Source organism: Caulobacter sp. DWR3-1-2 (assembly GCF_049896225.1).
In the GTDB taxonomy this organism is placed as follows: domain Bacteria; phylum Pseudomonadota; class Alphaproteobacteria; order Caulobacterales; family Caulobacteraceae; genus Caulobacter.
Map to the genome: position 1 here is coordinate 411,090 of NZ_JAFCTW010000002.1, position 24,638 is coordinate 435,727.

23 protein-coding genes and 1 pseudogene are annotated in these 24,638 nt (G+C 66.8%); 18 read left to right on the plus strand and 6 right to left on the minus strand.

Annotated features, from left to right (window positions below; all coding sequences use genetic code 11):
- Positions 1 to 6: 6 nt before the first annotated feature.
- The 14 genes from ACP696_RS04315 to ACP696_RS04380 all read left to right on the plus strand — a co-directional run bounded on the left by ACP696_RS04315 (position 7) and on the right by ACP696_RS04380 (position 13,584).
- Positions 7 to 702: a flagellar hook assembly protein FlgD gene (locus tag ACP696_RS04315; RefSeq protein ID WP_426013169.1), complete on the plus strand. Its 696-nt coding sequence runs from the start codon at positions 7 to 9 to the stop codon at positions 700 to 702.
- Between the two features lie 117 nt (positions 703 to 819).
- On the plus strand, positions 820 to 2,490 hold the full coding sequence (gene flgE / locus ACP696_RS04320; protein ID WP_426013171.1) for a flagellar hook protein FlgE: 1,671 nt from the start codon (positions 820 to 822) through the stop codon (positions 2,488 to 2,490).
- A gap of 169 nt (positions 2,491 to 2,659) precedes the next feature.
- Complete coding sequence (locus ACP696_RS04325; protein WP_426013173.1) at positions 2,660 to 2,941, plus strand: DUF1153 domain-containing protein; 282 nt, start codon at positions 2,660 to 2,662, stop codon at positions 2,939 to 2,941.
- A 345-nt stretch (positions 2,942 to 3,286) separates the two neighbouring features.
- Entirely contained in the window at positions 3,287 to 4,936 is a 1,650-nt protein-coding gene (fliF, locus tag ACP696_RS04330; RefSeq protein WP_426013175.1) for a flagellar basal-body MS-ring/collar protein FliF, read from the plus strand.
- Entirely contained in the window at positions 4,936 to 5,955 is a 1,020-nt protein-coding gene (fliG, locus tag ACP696_RS04335) for a flagellar motor switch protein FliG (protein WP_426013177.1), read from the plus strand. Before fliF ends, fliG begins: the two co-directional genes overlap by 1 nt.
- Positions 5,956 to 5,967: 12 nt before the next feature.
- On the plus strand, positions 5,968 to 6,615 hold the full coding sequence (locus tag ACP696_RS04340) for a flagellar assembly protein FliH (RefSeq protein WP_426013179.1): 648 nt from the start codon (positions 5,968 to 5,970) through the stop codon (positions 6,613 to 6,615).
- Positions 6,616 to 6,620: 5 nt separating this feature from the next.
- Entirely contained in the window at positions 6,621 to 6,956 is a 336-nt protein-coding gene (fliN, locus tag ACP696_RS04345; protein WP_426013181.1) for a flagellar motor switch protein FliN, read from the plus strand.
- Between the two features lie 90 nt (positions 6,957 to 7,046).
- Positions 7,047 to 8,414 (plus strand): sigma-54 interaction domain-containing protein, encoded by a 1,368-nt coding sequence (locus ACP696_RS04350; RefSeq protein ID WP_426013183.1) that lies wholly within the window; start codon positions 7,047 to 7,049, stop codon positions 8,412 to 8,414.
- Between the two features lie 138 nt (positions 8,415 to 8,552).
- On the plus strand, positions 8,553 to 10,664 hold the full coding sequence (flhA, locus tag ACP696_RS04355; protein WP_426013185.1) for a flagellar biosynthesis protein FlhA: 2,112 nt from the start codon (positions 8,553 to 8,555) through the stop codon (positions 10,662 to 10,664).
- 208 nt (positions 10,665 to 10,872) lie between these two features.
- Positions 10,873 to 11,391: a hypothetical protein gene (locus ACP696_RS04360; RefSeq protein WP_426043499.1), complete on the plus strand. Its 519-nt coding sequence runs from the start codon at positions 10,873 to 10,875 to the stop codon at positions 11,389 to 11,391.
- Between the two features lie 117 nt (positions 11,392 to 11,508).
- A complete protein-coding gene (locus tag ACP696_RS04365; RefSeq protein ID WP_426013189.1) occupies positions 11,509 to 11,901 on the plus strand; it encodes a DUF4282 domain-containing protein in 393 nt (130 codons plus the stop codon).
- Positions 11,902 to 12,001: 100 nt separating this feature from the next.
- Positions 12,002 to 12,457 (plus strand): helix-turn-helix domain-containing protein, encoded by a 456-nt coding sequence (locus tag ACP696_RS04370; RefSeq protein WP_426013191.1) that lies wholly within the window; start codon positions 12,002 to 12,004, stop codon positions 12,455 to 12,457.
- Positions 12,458 to 12,767: 310 nt separating this feature from the next.
- Entirely contained in the window at positions 12,768 to 13,403 is a 636-nt protein-coding gene (locus tag ACP696_RS04375; protein ID WP_426013193.1) for a glutathione S-transferase family protein, read from the plus strand.
- 28 nt (positions 13,404 to 13,431) lie between these two features.
- On the plus strand, positions 13,432 to 13,584 hold the full coding sequence (locus ACP696_RS04380) for a hypothetical protein (protein WP_426013195.1): 153 nt from the start codon (positions 13,432 to 13,434) through the stop codon (positions 13,582 to 13,584).
- Between the two features lie 109 nt (positions 13,585 to 13,693).
- Here the strand turns inward: ACP696_RS04380 and clpB are convergent, their stop codons facing one another.
- From clpB to prmC, 4 genes and pseudogenes are all read right to left on the minus strand, one after another.
- The gene (gene clpB, locus ACP696_RS04385; RefSeq protein WP_426013197.1) at positions 13,694 to 16,282 is read right to left on the minus strand and encodes an ATP-dependent chaperone ClpB; all 2,589 of its coding nucleotides are present in this window, start codon (positions 16,280 to 16,282) and stop codon (positions 13,694 to 13,696) included.
- A 94-nt stretch (positions 16,283 to 16,376) separates the two neighbouring features.
- On the minus strand, positions 16,377 to 17,117 hold the full coding sequence (locus tag ACP696_RS04390; protein ID WP_426013199.1) for a M48 family metallopeptidase: 741 nt from the start codon (positions 17,115 to 17,117) through the stop codon (positions 16,377 to 16,379).
- Between the two features lie 1,077 nt (positions 17,118 to 18,194).
- A pseudogene (locus ACP696_RS04395) lies at positions 18,195 to 18,452 on the minus strand (DUF4167 domain-containing protein); the annotation flags it as partial.
- Between the two features lie 301 nt (positions 18,453 to 18,753).
- The gene (prmC, locus tag ACP696_RS04400) at positions 18,754 to 19,602 is read right to left on the minus strand and encodes a peptide chain release factor N(5)-glutamine methyltransferase (protein WP_426043500.1); all 849 of its coding nucleotides are present in this window, start codon (positions 19,600 to 19,602) and stop codon (positions 18,754 to 18,756) included.
- A gap of 84 nt (positions 19,603 to 19,686) precedes the next feature.
- Between prmC and ACP696_RS04405 the strand changes: the two genes are divergently transcribed.
- Both ACP696_RS04405 and ACP696_RS04410 read left to right on the plus strand, forming a co-directional pair.
- Positions 19,687 to 19,935, plus strand: coding sequence for a type II toxin-antitoxin system ParD family antitoxin (locus ACP696_RS04405; RefSeq protein WP_426013203.1), 249 nt, complete (start codon positions 19,687 to 19,689; stop codon positions 19,933 to 19,935).
- A 4-nt stretch (positions 19,936 to 19,939) separates the two neighbouring features.
- Complete coding sequence (locus ACP696_RS04410; RefSeq protein WP_426013205.1) at positions 19,940 to 20,242, plus strand: type II toxin-antitoxin system RelE/ParE family toxin; 303 nt, start codon at positions 19,940 to 19,942, stop codon at positions 20,240 to 20,242.
- Here the strand turns inward: ACP696_RS04410 and ACP696_RS04415 are convergent.
- Positions 20,234 to 21,010 carry an MOSC domain-containing protein gene (locus tag ACP696_RS04415; RefSeq protein WP_426013207.1) on the minus strand — a complete coding sequence of 259 codons (777 nt, stop codon included), beginning with the start codon at positions 21,008 to 21,010 and terminating at the stop codon, positions 20,234 to 20,236. The genes ACP696_RS04410 and ACP696_RS04415 overlap by 9 nt on opposite strands.
- A 109-nt stretch (positions 21,011 to 21,119) precedes the next feature.
- Between ACP696_RS04415 and ACP696_RS04420 the strand changes: the two genes are divergently transcribed.
- Together ACP696_RS04420 and ACP696_RS04425 are read left to right on the plus strand one after the other, a co-directional pair.
- The gene (locus ACP696_RS04420; protein WP_426013209.1) at positions 21,120 to 22,382 is read left to right on the plus strand and encodes a YihY/virulence factor BrkB family protein; all 1,263 of its coding nucleotides are present in this window, start codon (positions 21,120 to 21,122) and stop codon (positions 22,380 to 22,382) included.
- Between the two features lie 87 nt (positions 22,383 to 22,469).
- Positions 22,470 to 23,000, plus strand: a complete 531-nt coding sequence (locus tag ACP696_RS04425) for a GNAT family N-acetyltransferase (protein ID WP_426043501.1) — start codon at positions 22,470 to 22,472, stop codon at positions 22,998 to 23,000.
- Between the two features lie 567 nt (positions 23,001 to 23,567).
- On the opposite strand, the gene prfA is transcribed toward ACP696_RS04425, so the two are convergent.
- Positions 23,568 to 24,635, minus strand: coding sequence for a peptide chain release factor 1 (gene prfA, locus ACP696_RS04430; protein ID WP_426013213.1), 1,068 nt, complete (start codon positions 24,633 to 24,635; stop codon positions 23,568 to 23,570).
- Positions 24,636 to 24,638 lie beyond the last annotated feature (3 nt).

A 24,638-nucleotide genomic window follows, 5' to 3' on the forward strand; every position in this document is an offset into this window, starting at 1 on the left:
ACCGCCATGGCCGTCGCCGCTACCAACACCACCAGCAACACCGCCACCGACAAGATCAACACGTCGCGGACGTCGCTCGCCAGCAACCAGCAAACCTTCCTGAAGCTGTTGACCACCCAGCTGAAGAACCAGGATCCGCTGGCGCCGACCGACACGGCCCAGATGACCAGCCAGATCACCCAGATGACCGGCGTCGAACAGCAGTTGGTGACCAACGAGTTGTTGACCGCCCTGGTTGGCATGAATTCCGGGGGTGGCATCAGCGAAGGCGTCAACCTGATGGGCAAGCAGGTCACCGCCGAGACCGCCAAGTCGGTGCTCAAGGGCGGCGAGGCCAGCTGGAGCTACACCCAGAGCCGCGGCGGCACCGGCGTAAAGATCGAGGTCCTCGACAAGTTCGACAAGGTCATCGCCACCGTGCTGCCGGACGACATGGCCAGCGGCGACCACACCTTCAAGTGGGACGGCAAGAGCGCCGATGGCGTCAAGCAGCCGGACGGCGGCGCCTACACCATCAAGGTCACGGCCACCGACGCAGCCGGCTCGGCCATCCCGACAACGGCCAAAGGCCGTATCGAAGGCGTCGTCACCAAGGTCACCAACGAAAGCGGAACCAACATGGTCTGGATCGGCGACACCAAGGTGCCGCTGGACTCCGTGATCGGGGTCACCAACGCCCCGGTCGCCACCGCCACGACCTGACACGTCGCCACCCATGAATGGGCGTCAGAATGACGCCGTCGCGGCCTCCCCGGAGCGCCCAAACGCAAACCGCGCTGAACCCCTCGACCCATTGACCCTCATCGCAGGAATACAGTCATGAGCATCAACAGCGCCATGCTCTCGGGCGTTTCGGGCCTGATCTCCAACTCGTCGGCCCTGGCCGCGATCTCGGACAACATCGCCAACGTCAACACGGTTGGCTACAAGCGCAGTTCGGCGAACTTCTCGACGTTGGTCACCGCGCAGAGCAAGAGCGCCACCTACAGCGCCGGCGGGGTGAAGGCCCAGACGCACCAGTTTGTCAGCCAGCAAGGCCTGACCCAGTCGACGAGCTCGAACCTGGACCTGTCGATCGCCGGCTCGGGCTTCTTCGTTGGCACCGAAAAGCCGGAAGGCCTGACCGCCACCGATACGCGCTCGTTCACCCGCGCCGGCTCGTTTCAGCTGGACAATCTGGGCTATCTGAAGAACGACGCCGGCCTCTATCTGCAAGGCTGGCTGGCCGATCCGGTGACCGGCACGATCACCCCCGATCCGTCGGACCTGACGCAACTGTCGTCGATCAATGTGGGCACGGTCGGCGGCACCGCCGAGAAAACCACCCGTATTGGCGTCAACGCCAACCTGCGCTCCGAGCAGCCAGTGTCCGCCGCAGCCAATGCGGCCGCCACCAAGACCGCTGTGGTCGATAGCGGCGGCGGCACAGCCAACTACTCGATCTATTACAGCCCCACGGGCGCGGGTAACCAGTACAGCGTCGAAATCCGCAAGGCCGGCGTCGCGGTTTCGACCGGCACGGCGACCTTCGATCCCGTCACCGGCAACCTGTTGTCGACCACCCTGCCGGGCACGCCCCCCAACATCACTGTCGCGCCCGGCGTCACCGTCACCCAGACCCAGATGGGCCTGAACACCAAGGCCGACGCCATCGCCAGCGGCGCCTATGACCCGACCACCCGCTCGATGTCGGACTACGCCCTGGACAACACCACGGGCGTCAAGCCGGACTTCGAGATTCAGATTCCGGTCTCCGACTCCAAGGGCGGCCAGCGCACCATCACCCTGTCGCTGCTGAAGGGTCCGGGCCCCAATGAATGGTTCGCCGAACTGCGCGCCAAGCCGGGCGACCTGGACAACAACGCCAATGGCCAGATCGCGTCGGGCAAGGTGACCTTCACCACCGACGGCAAGCTCGCCTCGGTCGGCAACCTGTTCGGCGGCATCACCCCGACGGCGATCACGATCGGCGCGTCCGACCCGACAGTGACCACCTCGACGCCGCGCTGGGCCGACGGCCTGGGCATCGACGCCCAGAACCTGCAGGTCGACCTGGCCAACGCCGCCGGTGGCCTGACCCAGTACAACAGCCAGTCGGTCGTCCAGTCGGTGAATACCAACGGCACCGCGTTCGGCAATCTGACCAATATCGAAGTCGACGACAAAGGCTATGTCTCGGCGATTTTCGACAACGGCGTGACCCGCCGGATCGCACAGGTGGCGATCGCGACCTTCTCGAACCCCAACGGATTGAAGGGGGTGAACGGAAATGCGTATCGCGTCACGAACGAAAGCGGCACCTACAGCCTGAAGACTCCGGGCGGTGGCGGCGCGGGCTCGATTGCTCCGTCCACCCTCGAAGCCTCGACCGTCGACCTGTCGACAGAGTTCACCGGCTTGATCACGACACAAAGAGCCTACTCGGCGTCGTCGAAGATCATCACTACAGCCGATCAGATGCTGGAAGAACTTCTCAGCATTAAGCGGTAATTACAGGTCTTAACCGACTTTAATTAGCCTGTGTCGAATTGAGACATCACTGGAGCAGGGAGAAAGTCATATGTTTCAGCCTTTCTTTACTATTGGAATTAAGCCGATGTTATTTCCCGGCGCCTATATTCCTCTCCAACAGTGATGGTTGTGGGAAAGGCGTAAAGCCATGTTGCAGCAGCAGCGCACGAACAGCCGGGGTGAGAAGTACGTGATCGGTCCGACCGGCGCGCCACTAACTCTCTCCGACTTGCCGCCTCCGGAAACCCAACGTTGGGTGATCCGGCGCAAGGCCGAGGTGGTCGCCGCAGTCCGCGGTGGTCTGCTCTCGCTCGACGAGGCGTGCGATCGGTACAAGTTGACTAATGAGGAGTTCCTCAATTGGCAGCAATCGATCGAACGGCACGGTCTGGCGGGTCTTCGGACGACCCGGCTTCAGCAGTACCGCTAGAGCATTTTTCGAGCGAAGTGGTTCCGGTTCGCGTGAAGAAAAATGCGTCGAAACAGAAGATTAGAGCTCACGGCCTGACGCAGTCAGGTCGGGAAATGCTCTAGCCGCGGGACTGGACGGCCATGGCGTGCAAGGGCTTCGGCTCTTGTCAGCCTTCCATGAGATAGATCAACGGCCGCGTCCCCTGGGGCGCGGCCGCGACCTTTTGGCGCCTGTGGCGGCGCTTGCCAGGGCCCTTTGTAAACGACCCGTTTACCTTGCACTGGGTAAATCCTGCCTAGCGACGGCGTGCTTCGGTGCGCAGCTGGCGTCCTATCGGGACGCTCTTTCGGGGCAGGGCGTAGGTTGGATAGATTCCTGAGCGCGATTCAGAGATTTGGCGTCGGCCGTCTGGCCGCCCTGATCGGCGTCGCCGCTGGCGCGATCGCCGTGATCGCGGCCGTAATGCTGATGATGAGCAAGCAGCCTAATGAGCTGCTGCTGTCCAATGTCGATCCCAAGGAATCAGCCGCCGCCACCCAGGCGCTCGACACCGCCGGCATCAAGTACGAGACCAAGAGCGACGGCTCGACGATCTATGTCGCCCGCGACAAGGTCAACGCCGCCCGCCAGCTGATCTTTACCAAGGGGCTCGTGACCTCCGGGTCGGTCGGTTACGAAATCTTCGACACCGGCAGCGCCCTGGGCCAGACCGACTTCGTCCAGCAGCTGAACCGCCAGCGCGCCCTGCAGGGCGAGCTCGAACGCACGATCCAGGGCTGGGACGGCGTGCGCGCCGCCCGCGTCCACCTGGTCATGCCCAAGCGCCAGCTCTTCGAGGAAGACGCCGCTCAACCGACCGCCGCCGTCAGCATCAGCATGGGCCGCGAGCCCTCGGCCGACATGGTCCGCGCCATCCAGAACCTGGTGGCCGGTTCGGTTTCGGGCATGAAGCCCGAAGCCGTCGGCGTGATGGACCAGCACGGCAAGACCCTGTCTGCCGGCAATAACGACAGCCTGGCTGGCAAGGCCGCCCAGGACGCCAAGAGCGAGGCCGAGGCCCGCATCGCAAAGACGGTGCAGGACATGCTCGACGGCGTGCTCGGTCCGGGCAAGGCGCGCGTCAAGGTCACCGCCGATCTGGACCTGAGCCGGGTCACCATGCAGGAGCGCAAGTTCGACCCGGACGGCCAGGTCATCCGCTCGGAAAGCACCAACGAGAACAGCGCCAGCGAGAACAAGAACGACGACAACGGCGGCGTCACCTCGACCCAGAACATCCCCGGCCAGACCCCGAACGGCTTCCAGCCGCTGGGCTCCAAGTCGGCCGGCAACGAGAGCGTCACCAACTACGAGATCGGCGAAACCACCAAGACCACCGTCCAGGAGCCGGGTCAGGTGACCAAGCAGGCTGTGTCGGTGGCCATTGACGGAATGACCGCCCCCGCGGGCAAGAACGGCAAATTGGGCGCCTATACCCCGCGCAGCGCCGAGGAAATGGCGAAGCTGGACCAGATGGTGAAGACCGCGGTCGGTTACGACGCCGCGCGCGGCGACCAGGTCTCCCTGGTCAACGTCGCCTTCCCGCAACCCGAGGACCAGGGTCTGGGCAAGGCCGGCCTGATGGCGGGCTTTGACAAGAACGACATCATGCGGATCGCCGAACTCGGCGTGCTAGCGGTCGTGGCGCTGCTGATCCTGCTCTTCGCGGTCCGGCCGTTCCTCAAGAGCCTGATGGGTCCTCCGCCAACCCCGCTGGGCATGGCCCTGAACGGGCCGCAGGTGACCCGCATGGTCACCCTCTCTGACGGTTCGACCCAGGAAGTGGTCATCGACCAGTCGGGCGAGGCGATCGCCATCGCCGGTCCGGCCAGCGACATGGACAACCGGATCGACATCGCCAAGATCGAGGGCCAGGTGAAGGCCTCGTCGATCAAGCGGGTGTCGGAGTTCGTCGAAAAACATCCTGACGAGTCCGTCGCGATCCTGCGCACCTGGCTGCACGAGTCCGAATAATGGCCAAGGGCGCGATCACCGACGTCAAGAAGCTGTCCGGGCCCGAGAAGGCCGCGATCGTGCTGCTCGCCCTGGGTGAGGACCACACCGCGATCTGGGAAGCCCTGGACGACGAGGAAATCAAGGAAGTCTCACAGGCCATGGCCGGCCTGGGCTCGATCTCGGCGTCGGTCGTCGAGGAGCTGCTGGTTGAATTCGTCTCGGGCATGAGCTCGACCGGCGCGATCATGGGCTCCTACGAACAAACCCAGCGCCTGCTGTCGGCCTTCATGCCGCCGGAGAAGGTCGACCAGCTGATGGAGGAGATCCGCGGTCCGGCGGGTCGCACCATGTGGGACAAGCTGGGCAATGTGAACGAGGCGGTGCTCGCCAACTATCTGAAGAACGAATATCCGCAGACCGTCGCCGTGGTTCTGTCGAAGGTGAAGTCCGACCACGCCGCGCGCGTTCTGGCGTCCCTGCCTGAGGACTTCGCCCTGGAATGCGTCACCCGCATGCTGCGGATGGAGCCGGTGCAGCGCGAGATCCTCGACAAGATCGAGCAGACCCTGCGCACCGAATTCATGTCGAACCTGGCGCGCACCTCCAAGCGCGACAGCCACGAGATGATGGCCGAGATCTTCAACAACTTCGACCGCCAGACCGAGGCGCGGTTCATCGCGGCCCTGGAAGAGCGCAACCGCGAGGCCGCCGAGCGCATCCGCGCCCTGATGTTCGTGTTCGAGGACCTTTCGAAGCTCGACCCGGGCGGCGTCCAGACCCTGTTGCGCGCCACGGGCAAGGAACAACTGGCCCTGGCCCTGAAGGGCGCCTCGGACAAGCTGCGCGAGATGTTCTTCTCCAACATGTCGGAACGCGCCTCGAAGATCATGCGCGAGGACATGGAGAGCATGGGCCCCGTGCGTCTGAAGGACGTCGACCAGGCCCAGGTCGCCATGGTGCAGGTCGCCAAGGACCTGGCCGCCAAGGGCGAGATCATGCTGGCCGGGGCCGGCGCCGAAGACGAACTGATCTACTAGGGAGATGGCTGAATGACCGACATCCCCCACAAGCGCTTCACCTTCGACACCGTGTTCGACGATCGCGGCGGCATGAGCGCGCCGGTTCGCGTGCAGAAGAACTTCACGCTGGAAGAGCTGGAAGCCGCCAAGGCCCAGGCCTTCGCCGAGGGCGAGCAGTCGGCCGTGGCCCGCGCTGAGCGCGAGGCCGCCGCCGCCCTGGCCCAGGTTGGTCAGGTCGTGCACGAGGCCTTCTCCACCCTGACCGCCGTGGCCCACGAGCACCGCGAAGGCTCGGCGATGCTGGCCCTGGCCTGCGGCCGGGCCATCGCCGACGCAGCCCTGGACCAGTTCCCGCAGGCCCCAACCCAGGCGGCCCTGGTCGCCTTGGCCCGCGAGGTCGAGGCCAGTCCGAAACTGACTGTCCGCGTCGCCCCGAATCTGGTCGAGCGCACTCAGGCGGCCTTGGAGACCACGGCCCACGCCATTGGCTATCCCGGTCAGATCCTGGCGAGGGCCGACGCCCACTTCCCGCCCGCCGCCTTCCTCCTCGACTGGGGTGACGGGCGCGCGGCGTTCAACCCCGCAGACGCGGCCGCCCGCGTCACAAAGGCCCTCGAAGCCGCCATCGCGGCCGAGGGTCTCCACGCCGAACCCCTGCTTCCCGCTAGCGAAAGCTGACCCCGATGTCCGAAGACAATCTCACCCTCGACGAATTCGGCGGCAGCATGCTGGCCTCCGAAATGCCGGTCGAGATGTCCGACAAGATCGCGGCGGACCTGGCGCCGGTGTTCGACGTCCCCGTCAACATCTCCGCAGTGCTGGGCCGGGCCCACATGTCGGTGGCGCAGCTGCTGCAGCTGACGGCCGGTAGCATCCTGGAGCTCGATCGCAAGGTCGGCGAGGCGATCGACATCTATGTGAACAACCGCCTGGTGGCGCGCGGCGAGGTCGTCGTCGTCGACGAGCGCCTGGGCGTGACCATGACGGAAATCATCAAGGACGGCGACGCCGCCGGCTAAGGCCAAGCGACGTCGACTACCGCTTAAACAGTTGCACTGCCCCTTCTTCAGCGGGGTTAGGGGCGGCAAAGCCCCAACGGAGAGAAAACGATGCGCCTCCTGGTCGTCGGAAAACTGAACGGACAGCTCTCGGTCGCCGTGAAGATGGCGATGAACACCGGGGCCAAGGTCTCGCATGTCGAGACCACGGAAGCGGCTACGCATGCGCTGCGCGCCGGGCAGGGAGCCGATCTGCTGATGGTCGACTACACGCTCGACATCGCCGGCATGATCGCCGCCAACGAGTCCGAGCGGATCCGGGTGCCGGTCGTGGCCTGCGGGGTCGACGCCGATCCGGTCAAGGCCGCCGCCGCGATCAAGGCCGGGGCGAAAGAGTTCATCCCGTTGCCGCCGGACGCCGAGCTGATCGCCGCCGTGCTAGCCGCCGTCACCGACGACAACCGTCCGATGATCGTCCGCGATCCGGCCATGGGCGACGTCATCCGCCTGGCCGACCAGGTGGCGGCGTCAGAAGCCTCGATCCTGATCACCGGCGAAAGCGGCTCGGGCAAGGAGGTCATGGCCCGCTATGTCCACGCCAAGTCGCGTCGGGCCAAGGCGCCGTTCATCAGCGTCAACTGCGCCGCCATCCCCGAAAACCTGCTGGAGAGCGAACTGTTCGGCCATGAGAAGGGGGCCTTCACCGGCGCCCTGGCCCGGCGGATCGGCAAGTTCGAGGAAGCCAATGGCGGCACGCTGCTGCTCGATGAAATCAGCGAGATGGACACCCGCCTGCAGGCCAAGCTGCTGCGCGCCATTCAGGAGCGCGAGATCGACCGGGTCGGCGGCTCCAAGCCGGTGAAGGTCGATATCCGCATCCTGGCCACCTCCAACCGCGACCTGACGGCTGCGGTGAAGGACGGCTCGTTCCGCGAGGACCTGCTCTATCGCCTCAACGTCGTGAACCTGCGCCTGCCGCCGCTGCGCGAGCGTCCGGGCGACGTCATCACCCTGTGCGAGCACTTCGTGAAGAAGTATTCGGCCGCCAATGGCGTCGCCGAAAAGCCGATCTCGGCCGAGGCCAAGCGTCGGCTGATCGCCCACCGCTGGCCGGGCAATGTGCGGGAACTGGAAAACGCCATGCACCGCGCGGTGCTGCTGTCGCCGGGCTCGGAGATCGAGGAATTCGCCATCCGCCTGCCCGATGGCCAGCCCCTGGCCCCGGCCCCCGACACCTTGGTCGCCCGCGGCGCCCAGATGGCGGCCGACGCCATCTCGCGCACCTTCGTCGGCTCGACGGTGGCCGAGGTCGAGCAGACCCTGATCATCGACACCCTGGAGCACTGCATGGGCAATCGCACGCACGCGGCCAACATACTGGGCATCTCGATCCGCACTTTGCGCAACAAGCTGAAGGAATATTCCGAAGCCGGCGTCGCCGTACCCGCGCCCCAGGGCGGCGTGACCAACGCCGCCTAGCCGTCGAGTTCGCCGGCCCTGTCGGAGGGCCGCGACCATCGGTCCGGCGCCCGACATGGCTAACTTTCACTAAGGACGTGGCGGCCCCCCGCAAATCGCTTCATCGCGATCGGGGCCTCCACCGGACCCAGGATCTGCATGGCTGACGCCGCCGTCCCCAAGACCGCCTCTTCCATGCCCAGCGCCAGCTCGCTGTGGGCGGGGATCCTGCGCGGCGAAATGGGCCTGGCCCTGGGCATCGTCGGCATCATCGTCCTGCTGATCATCCCCGTCCCGGCGATGGTGCTGGACCTGTTGCTGGCCATTTCGCTGACCGGCTCGGTGTTGATCCTGATGACTGCTGTGCTGATCAAGAAGCCGCTGGAATTCACCTCGTTCCCGACCGTGCTCCTGGTCGCCACCCTCTACCGGCTGGGGCTGAACATCGCCTCGACGCGCCTGATCCTCGGCCATGGCCAGGAAGGCTCGCACGGGGCCGGCGCGGTGATCGCGGCGTTCGGCAACCTGATGATGCAGGGCAATTTCGTCATCGGGGTGATCGTCTTCATCATCCTGGTGGTGGTCAACTTCATGGTCGTCACCAAGGGTTCGGGCCGGATCGCCGAAGTCGCCGCCCGCTTCACGCTCGACGCCATGCCCGGCAAGCAGATGGCCATCGACGCCGACCTGTCGACCGGCCTGATCGACCAGGACACCGCCAAGCAGCGCCGCAAGGATCTGGAGCAGGAAAGCACCTTCTTCGGCGCCATGGACGGCGCGAGCAAGTTCGTGAAGGGCGACGCCGTCGCCGGCCTGATCATCACCGCCATCAACATCATCGGCGGCATTCTCATTGGTGTCGTCCAGCACAAGATGCCGATCGGCGAGGCCTCGGCCAGCTACACCCTGATGACCATCGGCGACGGCCTGGTCAGTCAGATCCCGGCCCTGATCATCTCGATCGCCGCCGGCCTGGTGGTCTCCAAGGCCGGCGTCGAAGGCAGCGCCAACGCCGCCCTGATTACCCAGCTGGCCATGAACCCGGTGGCCCTCGGCATGGTCTCGGCCTCGTCCGGCGTCATCGCCCTGATCCCGGGCATGCCGATCATCCCGTTCGCCGCCCTGTCGATCGGCTCGGGCTATCTGGCCTATCGCCGCGCCATGACGGCCAAGCAGCCCAAGCCGCTCGACCCCGCCGCCATGGCCGCCCTGGCCGAGGGCTCGGCCGAGCCGGAGGAGGAGCCAATCAGCGCCTCCCTGGCCATAGACGACGTCAAGATCGAGCTGGGCTACGGCTTGCTGACCCTGATCAACGACCTGGACGGCCGCAAGCTGACCGACCAGATCCGCGCCCTGCGCAAGACCCTGGCCACCGAGTTTGGCTTCGTGATGCCGCCGGTCCGCATCCTCGACAACATGCGCTTGGCCAACCAGGGCTACGCGATCCGCATCAAGGAGATGGAGGCCGGGGCCGGCGAGGTCCGGCTGGGCTGCCTGATGGCCATGGACCCGCGCGGCGGCCAGGTGGAGTTGCCCGGCGAGCACGTGCGCGAACCCGCCTTTGGCCTGCCCGCCACCTGGGTGGAAGAGGCGATGCGCGAGGAGGCCACCTTCCGCGGCTACACCATCGTCGATCCGGCCACCGTGCTGACCACGCACCTGACCGAGATCCTCAAGGAGAACATGACCGACCTGCTCTCCTACGCCGAGGTGCAGAAGCTGCTGAAGGACCTGCCGGAGGGCCAGAAGAAGCTGGTCGACGACCTGATCCCCTCGGTGGTCAGCGCCACCACCATCCAGCGCGTGCTGCAGGCCCTGCTCAAGGAACGCGTGTCGATCCGCGACCTGCCGCAGATCCTGGAAGGGATCGGCGAGGCCGCGCCGCACACCGCCTCGGTGACCCAGCTGGTCGAGCAGGTGCGCGCCCGTTTGGGGCGTCAGCTGTGCTGGTCCAATCGCGGCGAGGACGGCAGCTTGCCGATCATCACCCTGTCGGCCGAATGGGAGCAGGCCTTCGCCGAGGCCCTGGTTGGTTCGGGCGAGGACAAGCAGTTGGCCCTGGCCCCTTCGCGACTGCAGGACTTCATCCGCGGCGTCCGCGACGCCTTCGACCAGGCGGCCATGGGCGGCGACAGCGCCGTGCTGCTGACCAGCCCCGGCGTGCGGCCCTATGTGCGTTCGATCATCGAGCGCTTCCGCGGCCAGACCGTGGTGATGAGCCAGAACGAGATCCATCCGCGTGCGCGTCTGCGCACGGTGGGCATGGTTTAGGGGCGATCGCCGCTCCACGATTGGGGACGCGCGCATGCGCGCCTCCCCGTCCCAACCCACGCCCTATCCAGATTGTGGCGCTCAACCTCAGGCCGCCACATTTCGCCGCGAAATGGTCACGCTCTGTTACCGACTATTTCGGAACCGTGACTGATTAGGTCGCGTTTTGTTTGGCAAGGCGGGGGCCTGCAAGACGGAGCGCAAAACCATGAAGACCAAGATCGCCATGTTCGCCGCCGCCGCGACGCTTTCGCTGGCTGGCGCTGCATTCGCCCAATCGACGGCCCCGGCCGCGCCGACCAATCCGACGCAGCTGCCGCCAGCCACGACCTCATCGACCACCACCACCACGACGGCCCCGGCCAAGGCGACAACCGCCGCGCCGGCCATGCCTTCGGCCACCGCGCCGGCTCAATCCACCACGAGCAGCACGACGACCTCGACCACGGCGGCTGACGCCGACGCGGCCGGTACGCCGTCCTCGGCCAATGTGGCCCTCGACCTGAAGGTCGGCTCGGCGGTGAAGGATCCTTCCGGCGCCGTGGTGGGCGTCATCTCTGGCGCATCGGCCGGCGCTGGCGGTTCGACCAATGTGGTCGTGACCAGCGGCGAGAAGAAGTTCGCCCTGCCCAAGGCCAGCTTCAGCGCGGGCGCCGACGGCAGTCTCGCCACCACGGCCACCAAGGCCCAGATCGACGCCACCCTGGCCGGCGCCAAGCCGCAATAAGCCAGGCCTGCGGCGATAGACGGTCCGGAGCCCGCTCGGCATTGCCGAGCGGGCTTCACGCTGCTAGCGATGCAGCTTACCGGGCGGGTGTGTTTCCGCTGACATGAGGGGTGTCGGATGGCTCCGGCCAACAAATCCAACGCGCGCGGCTCGAACGGTCTGTTCTGGGACCTGCTGACGTTCGATCGGCTCGTCACGGGACCGGTGATCCATCTGATCTACTGGGCGGGTCTGGGCGTCGTGGCGCTGTTCGCCTTTTCCGTGGTGGGCGCCGCCGTCGGCCTAGCCCTCAAGGAGCCTGGCCCACAATCTCTGCTGCTGGCTTTCCCAGTGCTGATCGCTGGCCTGCTGGTCGCCGCGGCCATGGTGCTGCTCTGGCGCGCCTTCTGCGAATTCTACGTCGCCATCTTCCGGATCAGCGAAGACCTCCGCGCCCTGCGCCAGGCCAGCGACGCCGACCACGCGGTGGCCGCCGTGACCCGTCCGCCGGCTCAAAAGCCGCTTGGCTAGCGACATCGGCCTGTGACCAAACAACACGGTATACAGAAAATAACCACCTTGGCTTGAGGGGGCGCCCCGTCCCCGGCGTCTAAGCGAAAGGAGGCCTGTTGTGTCTCCGACCGAGGAGACGCCTTTGGCCGCCGATCACGAACCTCACCTCGTCGATATCCACGTGGGCGCGCGGGTGCGCATGCGCCGCAAATCGCTGGGCCTGAGCCAGACCCAACTGGCCGAGAGCGTTGGCATCACCTTCCAGCAACTTCAGAAATACGAGCGTGGCGCTAATCGGGTCAGCGCCTCCAAGCTCTATGGTATCGCCGTGACCCTGCAGGCTTCGGTCGCTTGGTTCTTCGAGGGCCTGTCGGTCGTCGATCTGGCTAACGCCACCGACGAGCAGATGCACGACGAGCGCCGTACAAAGAGCCTGCAGCGGTTCATGATGTCGAGCGAGGGGGTCGAGCTGGCCACCCTGGTGCCGAAGATCCCCCTGCATCAACGCCGCCAAATCCTGGCCCTGGCCAGGAGCCTGGGCGAGACGGAGGACGCGTCCGCCAAGGTGGGCTGAGGCCTGGGCGCCTTCGCGCGCCGGGGCCGCGAGGCTGGTTCCGCTCATGCGGGCGAGTGCGCGGTCAGACGGGCGTCAAAACAAAATATTAGAGCTCACGGCCTGACGCAGTCAGGTCGGGAAATGCTCTAGCAAGCGGTTCGAGCACTGAAGTCGGGTTCGGGATTTCCGAGGATGCAACCTTGGGCACGCGGCGATGAGCCGCGCTCCAAGCCACCTGAAACGGCGCGAAGATCGGATAGCACCGATCGTCGAGATTGCTTCGCCGAGGCCGCGCGCTAGGATCGCGCCTCGTTCCACGGAGGCCGCCATGACCGACGAAATCGTCTTCTACACCAACCCAATGTCGCGTGGCCGGGTCATCCGCTGGATGCTCGAGGAAGTCGGCGCGCCCTATCGCACCGAGGTGCTCGACTATGCCTCGTCAATGAAAGCCCCCGCCTATCTGGCCATCAACCCGATGGGCAAGGTGCCGGCCATCACCCATCGCGGCGTCACGATCACCGAGGGCGCGGCGATCTGCGCCTACCTGGCCGACGCCTTCCCTGAGAAGGGCCTGGCCCCACCCGTGAGTTCGCCCGAGCGCGGGACCTATTATCGCTGGCTGATGTTCGCCTGCGGGCCCGTGGAATCCGCAGTCACCAACAAGTCGCTCGGCTTCGAGGTTCCCGCTGATCGCAAGCCCATGGCGGGCTATGGCTGCCTGGAAGACACGCTCGACGCTCTGGAGACGGCGGTCACCGGCAAGACCTACATCGCCGGCGACAGGTTCTCGGCGGCCGACGTCTATGTCGGTTCGCAGATCGGCTGGGGCATGATGTTCGGCTCGATCGAGAAGCGCCCGGCGTTCGAGGCCTATTGGGCCGGGATCAGCGCCCGGCCGGCCGCCAAGCGCGCCGCCGAGATCGACGACGCCCTGATCGCGGCGGCTCAGGCGGCCTCCTGAAACCCGCTCCCGGAGGAGATCTGGTGATATGATCTCGCCCAGGACCTGGATCACCGCGCGCTGGTTCTGGGCGCGGCCGCCGGGAGTGTCGTTCGGGGCCGGCGGGTCTTCCTCGCCGTACGAGATGCTGCGGCTCGCTAGAGCATTTCCCGACCTGACTGCGTCAGGCCGTGAGCTCTAATCTGTTGTTTTGACGCATTTTTCTTCACGCGAACCGGAACCACTTCGCTCGAAAAATGCTTCAGCGGAGCGGACGATGATCACGTCCGCCCCGCTGAAGCCTCGCAAGCCTACTGCAGGGTCGCCTTGCCGATCGCCAGGCCACCGTCGCCGGTCCCTACGGCGATCACGCCGCCATCTTCCAGTTCGCCGGCCAGCAGCCGCTTGGCGATTGGGTCGATCAGGTCTTTCTGGATCACCCGCTTGAGCGGGCGCGCGCCATAGACCGGATCATAGCCCTTGTCGGCCAGCCACTGCAGGGCGCCGGCATCCAGCGACAGCGTCATGCGACGCTCGGCCAGCATCTTGTCGACCCGTTGCAGCTGGATGCGGACGATGTCGCCCATGTTGGCGCGGGAGAGCCGCTTGAACAGGATGATCTCGTCGATCCGGTTGAGGAACTCGGGACGGAAGTGGCCGCGCACCGTGTTCATCACCAGAGGCCGCACCTCTTCCACATCCGAACCGTCTTCCTGACCGGCCAGATATTCCGAGCCAAGGTTGGAGGTCATGATGATCAGGGTGTTCCTGAAATCGACCGTCCGACCCTGGCCGTCCGTGAGCCGGCCGTCATCCAGCACCTGAAGCAGCACGTTGAAAACGTCCGGGTGAGCCTTCTCGATCTCGTCGAACAGCAGCACCTGATAGGGCCGCCGGCGCACGGCCTCGGTCAGGGCCCCGCCCTCGTCATAACCGACATAGCCGGGGGGCGCGCCGATCATCCGGCTGACCGAGTGCTTCTCCATGTATTCGCTCATGTCCATGCGGGTGATCGCATGCTCATCGGCGAACATGAACTCGGCCAGGGCCTTGGTCAGCTCGGTCTTGCCCACGCCCGTCGGACCCAGGAACAGGAACGAGCCGATCGGCTTGGACGGGTCGTGCAGGCCCGCGCGAGCGCGCCGCACGGCGTCGGACACCGCCTCCAGCGCCTCGTCCTGGCCGACGACGCGGCCGCGCAGGGCGTCCTCCATCTTCAGCAGCTTCTCGCGCTCGCCTTCCAGCATCTTCTCGACCGGCACGCCCGTCCAGCGGCTGACCACGGCGGCGATCTGCTCGGCGTCGACGACCTCGGGGGTCAGGGCCTTCTGGGTCCCGCCCTCGCCGCTCTCGGCTTCCGCCAGGCGGCGCTCCAGGGCGGGGATCTCGCCATATTGGATCTGGCCGGCCCGCGCGAAGTCGCCGGCCCGCTGAGCGGAGGCGAGATCGGCGCGCAGGCGGTCCAGAGCCTCGCGGGCCTGGGCGGCGCCGCCGACCTTGTCCTTCTCGGCCTTCCAGCGGGCGGTCATCTCGTCGGAGCGGAACTGCAGGTCATCGACTTCGACTTCAAGGTTTTCCAGGCGCTGCCTGGAGGCCGCGTCAGTTTCCTTGCTCAGCGCCTCGCGCTCGATCTTCAGCTGCACCAGGCGGCGGTCGATCTCGTCCAGTTCCTCGGGCTTGGAGTCGATCGCCATCCGCACCCGGCTAGCGGCCTCGTCCATCAGGTCGATGGCCTTGTCCGGCAGGAAGCGGTCGGCGATGTAGCGGTTGCTCAGGGTGGCGGCGGCGACCAGGGCGGAGTCCGAGATCCGCACGCCGTGGTGCACCTCGTACTTTTCCTTCAGCCCGCGCAAGATCGAGACGGTGTCCTCCACCGTGGGCTCGCCGACGAACACCGGCTGAAACCGGCGCGCCAGGGCGGCGTCCTTCTCGACGTGCTTGCGGTACTCGTCCAGCGTGGTGGCGCCCACGCAGTGCAGCTCGCCGCGCGCCAGGGCGGGTTTCAGCAGGTTGGAGGCGTCCATGGCCCCCTCGCTCTTGCCGGCCCCAACCAGCGTGTGCATCTCGTCGATGAACAGGATGATCGAGCCCTCGGCGGCGGTGACCTCGCCGAGCACGGCCTTGAGCCGCTCCTCGAACTCGCCGCGATATTTCGCGCCGGCGATCAGGCTGCCCATGTCCAGCGACAGCAGCTTCTTGTCCTTCAGGCTTTCGGGCACATCGCCCTCGACGATGCGCTGGGCCAGGCCCTCGACGATCGCGGTCTTGCCGACGCCGGGCTCGCCGATCAGGACGGGATTGTTTTTGGTGCGGCGGCTCAGCACCTGGATGGTGCGGCGGATCTCCTCGTCGCGGCCGATCACCGGGTCGATCTTGCCATCGCGAGCCGCCTGGGTCAGGTCGCGGGCATAGCGCTTGAGGGCGTCATAGCCGTCCTCGGTCGAGGCGCTGTCGGCGGTTCGACCCTTGCGAACGGCGGCGGCGGCGGTCTCCAGGCCCTGGGCGCTAGCGCCGGCGTCCTTTAGGATCTTGGCCGCGTCGCCGCCTTCCTTGGCGATGGCGATCAGCAGGCGTTCGGTGGTGACGAAGGCGTCGCCGGCCTTCTTGGCGCCTGTCTCGGCCGCGTCAAACACCCGTGCGGTGTCGGGCTTCATGAACAGCTGGCCGCCCGCGCCGTCGACGCGCGGCGTCTTGGCCAGCAGGGCGTCGGTCGCGGCGTCGGCGGCGTCGGGCCGCCCGCCGGCGCTCTGGATCAAGGCGCGACTGAGGCCGTCCTTCTCCTCAAGCAGCACCTTGAGCAGGTGTTCAGGGCCGAGCTGCTGATGGCCCCGGGCTAGCGCCAGGCTTTGAGCGGATTGCACGGCGGTCTTGGCGCGGTCGGAATAGAGGTCGATTTTCATGATATCCCCAATGTCGGCGGATTCGGCCGCGTCGCCTTGATCAAGCGCAACGCGGCTTCAGGGGATGTAGTGTGGCCGATGGGCCACACAAGCGTCACCAGCCGCGGCCGGCGATATATGTTTGCAGCGCCGCGATCCGCGAGGCGTCCGACGGGTGGGTCGAGGCGAACTGCGGGCTGTTCGAACCGCCTTGGGCCTGCATGTGTGTCCACAGCACCACCGCCTCGCGCGGCCGGTAACCGGCCCGCTGCATGAAATCGACCCCCAACCGGTCGGCCTCCAACTCCTGCTTGCGCGAGAACGGCAGCAGGAAGCCGTACTTCGCGCCCGTCGCGCCATAGCTGTTGATCGCGCGCGCCGCGTCTGACGAGCCGGCCGCCACCCCCAGAACGCCCAGCACCAAGCTCGAGGCCACGGTCTGCGACTGTCGCTCGGCGGCGTGGTGGGCGACGACGTGACCGGCCTCATGACCGATCACGGCGGCCAGTTGGTCGTCATTGTCGACCAACTTGACCAGGCCCGTGGTGACCCCAACATGACCGCCGGGCAGCACGAAGGCGTTGGGGGCTGTATCCTCGAAGACCGCATAGTCCCACGGCCGGCCGCCCAGCCCCGCCGCGTCGACCACGCGCTGGCCCACGGCCCGCACCCGGGCGGTCGCCGCCTTGTCCGGGCTGACCTTGCTGGTCGCCAGGGCCTGGCTCCAGGCCTGCTCGCCGGCCTTGGCCAAGCTGGCGTCGTCGATGATGGTCATCTGCTGGCGACCCAACTCGGGATTATAGGCGCAAGCCGACAGGGTCAGGGCGGCGAGGGGGAGGAGCAGAACCGGGCGCATGGGGTCTCCGACGGTCTTTCCGAAAGGGTCCAAATCCCTAGCGACAAAGCTTCCGCCATTTCAACCCCTCACGTCGCATCGGCGGGGCGGCCGCAGGCGCTCGGCCCGGCACGGCATCATCCCCCGCCTGCGGCGGAGGATCAGACGCCGATGGCGGTCACAGCACGGCGGTCAAGCGTCGTCCGACCCAGGCGCGGCGCCTTCGAAGCTGCGTGGGGCGCGGCGACGCTTGGGCTTGGCCGGGGCGGCCTCGGCGTCGGCGGCCAGCACCGATGAGGTCGAGACCGGGCCGGCGTCCGCGGCGGGCTCGGCGCGCGGCGTCTTGCGGCCCAGGAAGGCCGGGGCGTGGCTGACATCGCCGTCCTGGCTGCGCAGCAGCGGCGAGGAGGGAGCCTCGCTGGTCAGCGGCGTGGCCTGGGGCTCGATCACCGCCATCGGATCACGGTCGCGGGGCGCGCGCTCGCGGCGCGGACGCTCGCGGCGGGCTTCGGTCGGCGCGGCCTCGACGGCTTCGGCGATGACGGCGGGACGGTCTTCACGGACGCGGTCCTCGCGAGGGCGCTCGTCACGGAAACGATCTTCGCGCGGCGCGCGCTCCTCACGCGGCCGGTCGTCACGGGGACGCTCTTCACGTGGCGGACGATCATCACGAGGCCGATCTTCCCGGGGCCGATCTTCCCGGGGCCGGTCGTCACGAGGACGGTCGTCGCGGGGGCGGTCATCACGGGGGCGGTTGTCGTCGCGCGGACGCTCGTCGCGTTCGCGCCAACGGTCGCGGCGGCCTTGACCCTGGCCTTGGCCGCCTTGGCCCTGACCGTCAAAGCGGTCACGGTTTTGGTTGTTGTTATTGCTATTGTTGTCCCGCGGCCGGTCGTCGCGCGGCCGGTTCTCGAAGCGGTCGCGGCGGCCCTCGTTGGTCTGGCCGTCGTTGCCGTTCTCGCCGTCGCCCTGGGTCTCGGTCTGGACGACTTCGGGGATCTCGGGCTGTTCTTCCGGCTCGGCCTCGAAGTCGATCTCGTAGGCCGAATAGGCGTCCTTGCCGATGATGTCGCTGACGGGGCGATTCGGCTGAATGGCCCGCAACACGCGGAAATAGTGCTCGGCGTGCTGCAGATAGTTCTCGGCCAGAACCCGGTCGCCGGACGACGTCGCGTCGCGGGCCAGTTGCTGGTACTTTTCATAAACGCCTTGGGCGGCGCCGCGCACCTTCACGCCTTCGGGGCCGTTCGAATCGAAGGCCCGGTTGGCGTTGTGCTGCTGAGGCTTGCCGCCACTCACCATGCCGCCGCGATTATTGCGGCCGCGCTGGCGCTTCATGCCCTTGAAATCTCTCATGTTCTCTTCTGAACCTGTCCGGCGGCGATCACTGTCACGTCCGGCTGTTTGGTCTCTTCGAGCGGGGTGGAACCCTGCGGTTCGGCCTTCGATTGTCTAGAGACGCTGGTTTCCGTAGAGCCTCCGCCCGGTTCGGGCGCGGCGATCAGCCTGTTGGGCCGTTCGCGCCTGCCGGGGGAGCCTTGCGATCATCGAAGACGACCGCTTTTCCCGTCACCCGGCGTTTTGGAAGGAGGCCTTATCCGTCTAGCGCCTCACGCCGGGCTTTCCAAGGGATTTTTCGACCCTCTCGCCGGCCCGCCTATTTCGTGCCGGTGACAACGCGGTCGTGGACCGAAAGGTCCTTGATGGTCCGTACGTTCTGGCCGCCGGCTTCCTTGAACAGTGTCTCGACCGCTTCGGACTGGTCGTAGCCGATCTCGACGGCGAACATCGCGCCGGGCTTGAGCACCCGCAGGATCTCGCCGGCCAGGAAGCGGTAGGCGTCCAGGCCGTCGGGACCGCCGTCCAAGGCCAGGCGCGGCTCGTGGTCGCGCACCTCCGGCTCGAGGCTCTCGATCACGTGGGTGGCGATATAGGGCGGGTTGGAGACCACCAGGTCGAAGCTGTCGTCGCCCAGTCCGTTGGTCCAGTCGCCGCGCATCAGGGCCACGCGGCCGGCCAGGTCCAGATTGGCGGCGTTCTCGCGCGCCACGGCGAGGGCCTCCTCGGAGACGTCGATTCCCAGCCCCTTGCCGGCCGGCCGCTCGGCCAACACCGCCAGCAGGATCGTGCCCGAGCCAACGCCGAGGTCGAGCATGTTGAAGCTGATCTGCTCCGGAAACGCCTTCAGCACCTCGTCGACGATGACCTCGGTCTCGGGCCGCGGCGTCAGGACGTTCTTGTTGACCTGCAGCAGGATCTTCCAGAACCCCTTGCGGCCGATGATGTGGCTGACCGGCTCGCGCCGAGCGCGACGGTTCAGGAAGTCGTCGAGCGTCGCCTCCTGGTCTGGTGTCAGTTCGCGGTAGGGATCGGTGATGATGTCGGTGCGCGTGACGTCGGCGGCCACTTCCAGCAGCAGGCGGGCGTCGATCGCCGGCTGATCGATCTGAACAATCTTCAGACGTTCCTTGGCGGCGGTCCAGGCTTTGACGAGGGTCAGGGTCATGGGCGGCTCCTTAGCGCGTCGGCGGCGCCGGGGCGAGTTTGAGTTTGGTACCAGATTTTGGTAATATGTGGCTCGGAGGACCCGATGAGCAAGAATACCTCGATCGTTCTTAGTGACCACTTCCAGACCTTCATCGAAGGCCAGATCGGAGAAGGACGCTACGGCTCGGCCAGCGAGGTCGTGCGGGCGGGCCTGCGTCTGTTGGAGAACCAGGAAGCGCGTATGACGGCGCTAAGAGCCGAACTAGCCAAAGGCGTGGCGAGCGGGTTCATCCATGACTTCGACTTCGACGGCTTTATCGCGGAGAAGCTGCAAGGCGAAAGCGAAGCTTAGCGGAGTGAAGGCCTATCGGCTTTCGCACGACGCCCGGCGTGATCTCGACGATATCTGGGACTACTCACGCGACCATCGGGGTGCGCGGCGGGCCGCAAGCTACCTTCATGACCTGCGCGCCACCATCGGCTTGATCGCCGAGCGCCCTGGCGTCGGAACCGTGCTTGAGGCGCCTGACCACGCCTTTCGCAAGCGCCCCGTCGGATCGCACTTCATCTTCTATCGTCTTGAAGCCGGTGTGATGGAGATCGTCCGAATTCTGCATCAGAACATGGACGCCACGCGCCGATTGCCAGGGCTAGACTAGCCCCACCCCATCCCCCTCGCGCACCGTCCCGCCCTCTTCCACCTTCATATAGATTCCGCAGAACATGTGGCCGTAATGGTCGAACAGCGCCTTGACCATTTCGATGTCGCGCTGCGCGGTGACCGGATCGACATGGATGGCCGCGCAGCGGACGATGGGCTTCAGCACCTGGGCCCGCGCCGCCCCGACCCGCAGGGCGTGGCCGGTCCAGTCGTTCTCGATCCAGGCCGGCCAGCCCTCGACATAGAGGTTGGCGCGGAACCGCAGCGGATCGACGGGGCGGGCCAGCTTGGCCGCAAGGTCGCGGACGCTGGCGAGATTGACGATGGACACATAGCCCGACCGGCTGTCCATGAACCGGTAGTCGCCTGGCCCCTCCACCACTCGCAGCGGACCCCTGATCGCGTCGCCCAACAAAGCCTCGAGCCACGCCTCGAAGCCGCGCCGCCCCGGCTCGCCCCGCAGGTCGCCGGCGAAGTCCGGCTGGCCCTGGGCGCTGGCGGTCAGCAGGCCGGTGGCGTCGTCATAGGCCGTGCGAGCCTTGGCGACGGCGGGGATCTTGGCCAGCACCGTGAACTTCATCTTCGAGATATGGGCCGGCACGTCGGGGTCAAAGCCGCTGGGCCCGTCCTCCACCGCATAGAGCCGGTCGCACGGAAAGCATTCGCCGGCCACCAGCTGCGCCGCCGCCAGCCGTTCGGGCGTGAACCCCTTCACGGGGTGGCGGTAGAGGCTGACGATACTCGCCTGCGGTGTTGGCGCTTGCATGGCCGGCAAGGTCGATGACGACTCAGGGCTTGGCAAGCCGCGAAACAGGGTAAGACCGGCGCAGGAACGGAGCGGCGCCCGGCGAGTTCCTCCCCCGGAGGGCCACACCATGACAGATAAAGCGCCGCGACGCCCCCTCCGGTCGTGGATCGCCTCGCGCCCCTATCACCTGGCCCCGTGGATCGCCCTGCTGGCCCTGGCGCCCTTCGCCCTGCCCCGCCGCGCGCCCGGCCCCACGGGCGCCGCCGACCGCCTCCCCAGCGAAACGCCCATCGAGAACCCGCCCGGCCTGTCCGAGGACCGGGCCATGCCGCCGCACGACTTCGACCAGGTCGAACCCCTGCGCGGCCGCGCCGCCCACCATCCCCACCACATCCCGATGCTGGGCTGGCGCGACATCCTGTGGCGCACCTTCCGCGAGATCGAGGCCGACCGCCTGCCGGCCGTGGCCGGGGGCGTCACCTTCTACACCCTGCTGGCCCTGTTCCCGGCCATCGGCGCCTTCGTGTCGCTATACGGCCTGTTCGCCGACGTCGGGGCGGTCGAGAAGCAGTTGCGGGAGATGTCCAGCGTCTTCCCCGCCAGCGTCGTCAACATCGTCGGCGAGCAGATGCTGCGCCTGGCCAGCCAGGAACAGACCAAGCTGGGCGTCGCCTTCGTGGTCAGCCTGCTGCTGTCGGTGTGGAGCGCCAACGCCAGCATGAAGGCGCTCTTCGACGGGCTGAACGTCGCCTATGACGAGGACGACAAGCGCAATTTCGTCACCAAGACCGCGTGGACCTACGCCTTCACCTTCTGCGCCCTGCTCTATGCGGGGGTGCTGGCCGGGGTGCTGATCGGCGCGCCGATCGTGCTGGAGCATGTGGGTCTGAGCAGCGCGGCGGTGATCTGGATCCCCCTGCGCTGGCTGATCGTGCTGGTGGTGACGACCGGCGCCTTCGCCATGCTCTACCGCTTCGCGCCCTGCCGCGCCCGTCCCCGCTGGCGCTGGGTGATCTGGGGATCGGTGTTCGGCGCCGCAGCCTGGCTGATCGGCTCGCTGGGCTTCTCGCTCTATGTCAACACCGTCGCCCATTATGACGCCACCTACGGCCCCCTGGGCGCCATCATCGCCTTCATGGTCTGGATGTGGTTCTCGATCATGACCGTGCTGGTCGGCGCCGAGCTGAACGCCGAGATCGAGCACCAGACCGCCATCGACTCCACCACCGGCCCCGAAAAGCCGATGGGCGAGCGCGGCGCCGCCATGGCCGACACCGTCGGCCTGGCCTTCCATCCCTGGGAATTCCTGCAGCGCGAGGCCGGCGTCGTCAAACGCGCCTCGGGCCGCTATTGGAACCAGGCCCGGGGTCGCAAGCCGCCGCCGGCCTGACAAAAATCCTCTGGTCCCGGCGGATGCCGGGATGAGCGGAGAAAAGGTGGCTTAAGCAGAAGGCCACGACCCGCTAAACCTCCACCCATGATCTTCGCCCCCGCCGCCGAGACCGACTTCCCCGCCCTCGTGGCCCTGGTCAACAGCGCCTATCGCGGCCAGGGCGCGCAAGCCGGCTGGACCACCGAGGCCGGCTATATCGACGGCCAGCGCATCGACCTGGACAGCCTCTGGCAGGACCTGGCCGACGCTCCGGGCGCCACACTGCTGACCCTACGCGACGCGGCGGACGGCCCCCTGCTGGGCTGTGTCTGGCTGCAGCCGGACGGCGACAGTCCGGGCGAGGACGTCTGGTACCTGGGCATGCTGACCATCCGCCCCGACCTCCAGGACCGCAAGCTGGGCGCCGCCCTGCTGGCCCAGGCCGAAGCCCACGCCGCCCGGCTGGGCGCCAAGCGCGTCCGCATGACGGTGGTCCACCTGCGCGACACCCTGATCGCCTGGTATCAGCGCCGCGGCTACGCGCTGACCGGCGAACGCGAGCCGTTCCCGGTGGGAGAACGGTTCGGGACGCCGCGGCAGGCGCTGGAGTTCGTGGTGCTGGAGAAGGGGGTTTAGCTGAACCCTCTTTCCCGCCCCGCTCTGGGGAGGCAAGGCGCGTTTGGTCGACGCCCGCGCCCTGGCGCGGGCCACAACCTCGACGGCCTCCGACAGGGCCTGCGACCCGAACGATCGCGCGTCGGCAAGATAGGCCTCGATGCCCTCTTCGCTCTCCAGATAGTCGGCCGGGTCGAACGGTAATGTTTCCACGTCAGATTTCCCCGCATGACGGCCCAGGCCCTGCCGGCGAAGCCACCGTCCGCGTCGGCGAGGCCGCGCCTTGAAACCTTGATGGCGAGCTTGCTCTGGCGTCTGACGATGTCAAGGACGGGGCGGAGCGCCGCCGCGACGCGGCCGCCAGAGGCGGTCCTTGACATCGTCAGACGCCAGAGCTCCGATCCACCAAGGGTTTAAGGCGCATCAGCTGTTCTTGGTGTCGCGACCGTCGGGCTTGCGGGCGACGCCCTTGAGCGGCCCTTCGCTAGAGCATTTTTCGAGCGAAGTGGTTCTGGTTCGCGTGAAGAAAAATGCGTCAAAACAGAAGATTAGAGCTCTCGGCCTGACGCAGTCAGGTCGGGAAATGCTCTAGTACCCCTCTTCCAGGCTCGCCAGCCGGGCGGCCTGGTCCTCGGCGATCAGGGGCTTGATGATGTCGTCCAGGGCATCGCCCTCCATCACCCGGGAGAGGTTGTAGAGGGTCAGGTTGATGCGGTGGTCGGTGACCCTCCCTTGCGGGAAGTTGTAGGTGCGGATGCGCTCGGAGCGGTCGCCGCTGCCGACCTGGGTCTTGCGGGCGTCGGAGCGGGCGTCATCGAGGGCCTGGCGCTGCATGTCGTAGAGCCGGGCCTTGAGGTTCTTCATGGCCTTGGCGCGGTTCTGGTGCTGGGACTTTTCCGAGGAGGTGACGACCACGCCGGTGGGCAGGTGGGTGATGCGGACGGCCGAGTCGGTCTTGTTGACGTGCTGGCCGCCGGCCCCGGAGGAGCGGTAGGTGTCGATGCGGATGTCGGCGTCGTTGATCTCGATCTCGACGTCCTCGGCCTCGGGCAGCACGGCGACGGTGGCGGCCGAGGTGTGGATGCGGCCCTGGGCCTCAGTGGCCGGCACGCGCTGGACGCGGTGGACGCCGCTCTCGAACTTCCAGCGACCGAACACCCCGTCGCCGCTGACCGAGGCGATGATTTCCTTGTAGCCGCCCATCTCGCCCTCGGAGACGCTGTCGACCTCGACCTTCCAGCCCTGAAGTTGGGCGTAGCGCTGGTACATGCGGAAGAGATCGCCGGCGAACAGGGCCGCCTCGTCGCCCCCCGTGCCAGCCCTGACTTCGAGAATGGCGGAAGCGTTCTCGTCCTTGTCGCGAGGGGCCAGCATCAGGGCCAGGTCGCGCTCCATGACGGGAAGCTTCTCGTCGAGGGCCTGGATTTCGTCGGCGACCATGGCGGCCATTTCGGGGTCGGCGGCCATCTCCTGGAGGCCAGCGCGCTCGGCGGCCAGCTTGGCCAGGGCCTCGACGGCCTCGGCCACCGGGCGGATTTCGGCGTGCTCCTTGGAGAGCCTGACGATCTCGGCCCCGTCCGTCGCGGCGCCCATCCGGGCTTCCACCTCGCGGAAGCGGTCGAGAACTTGGTCGAGGCGGGCCTGGGGCAGTCGCAAGGG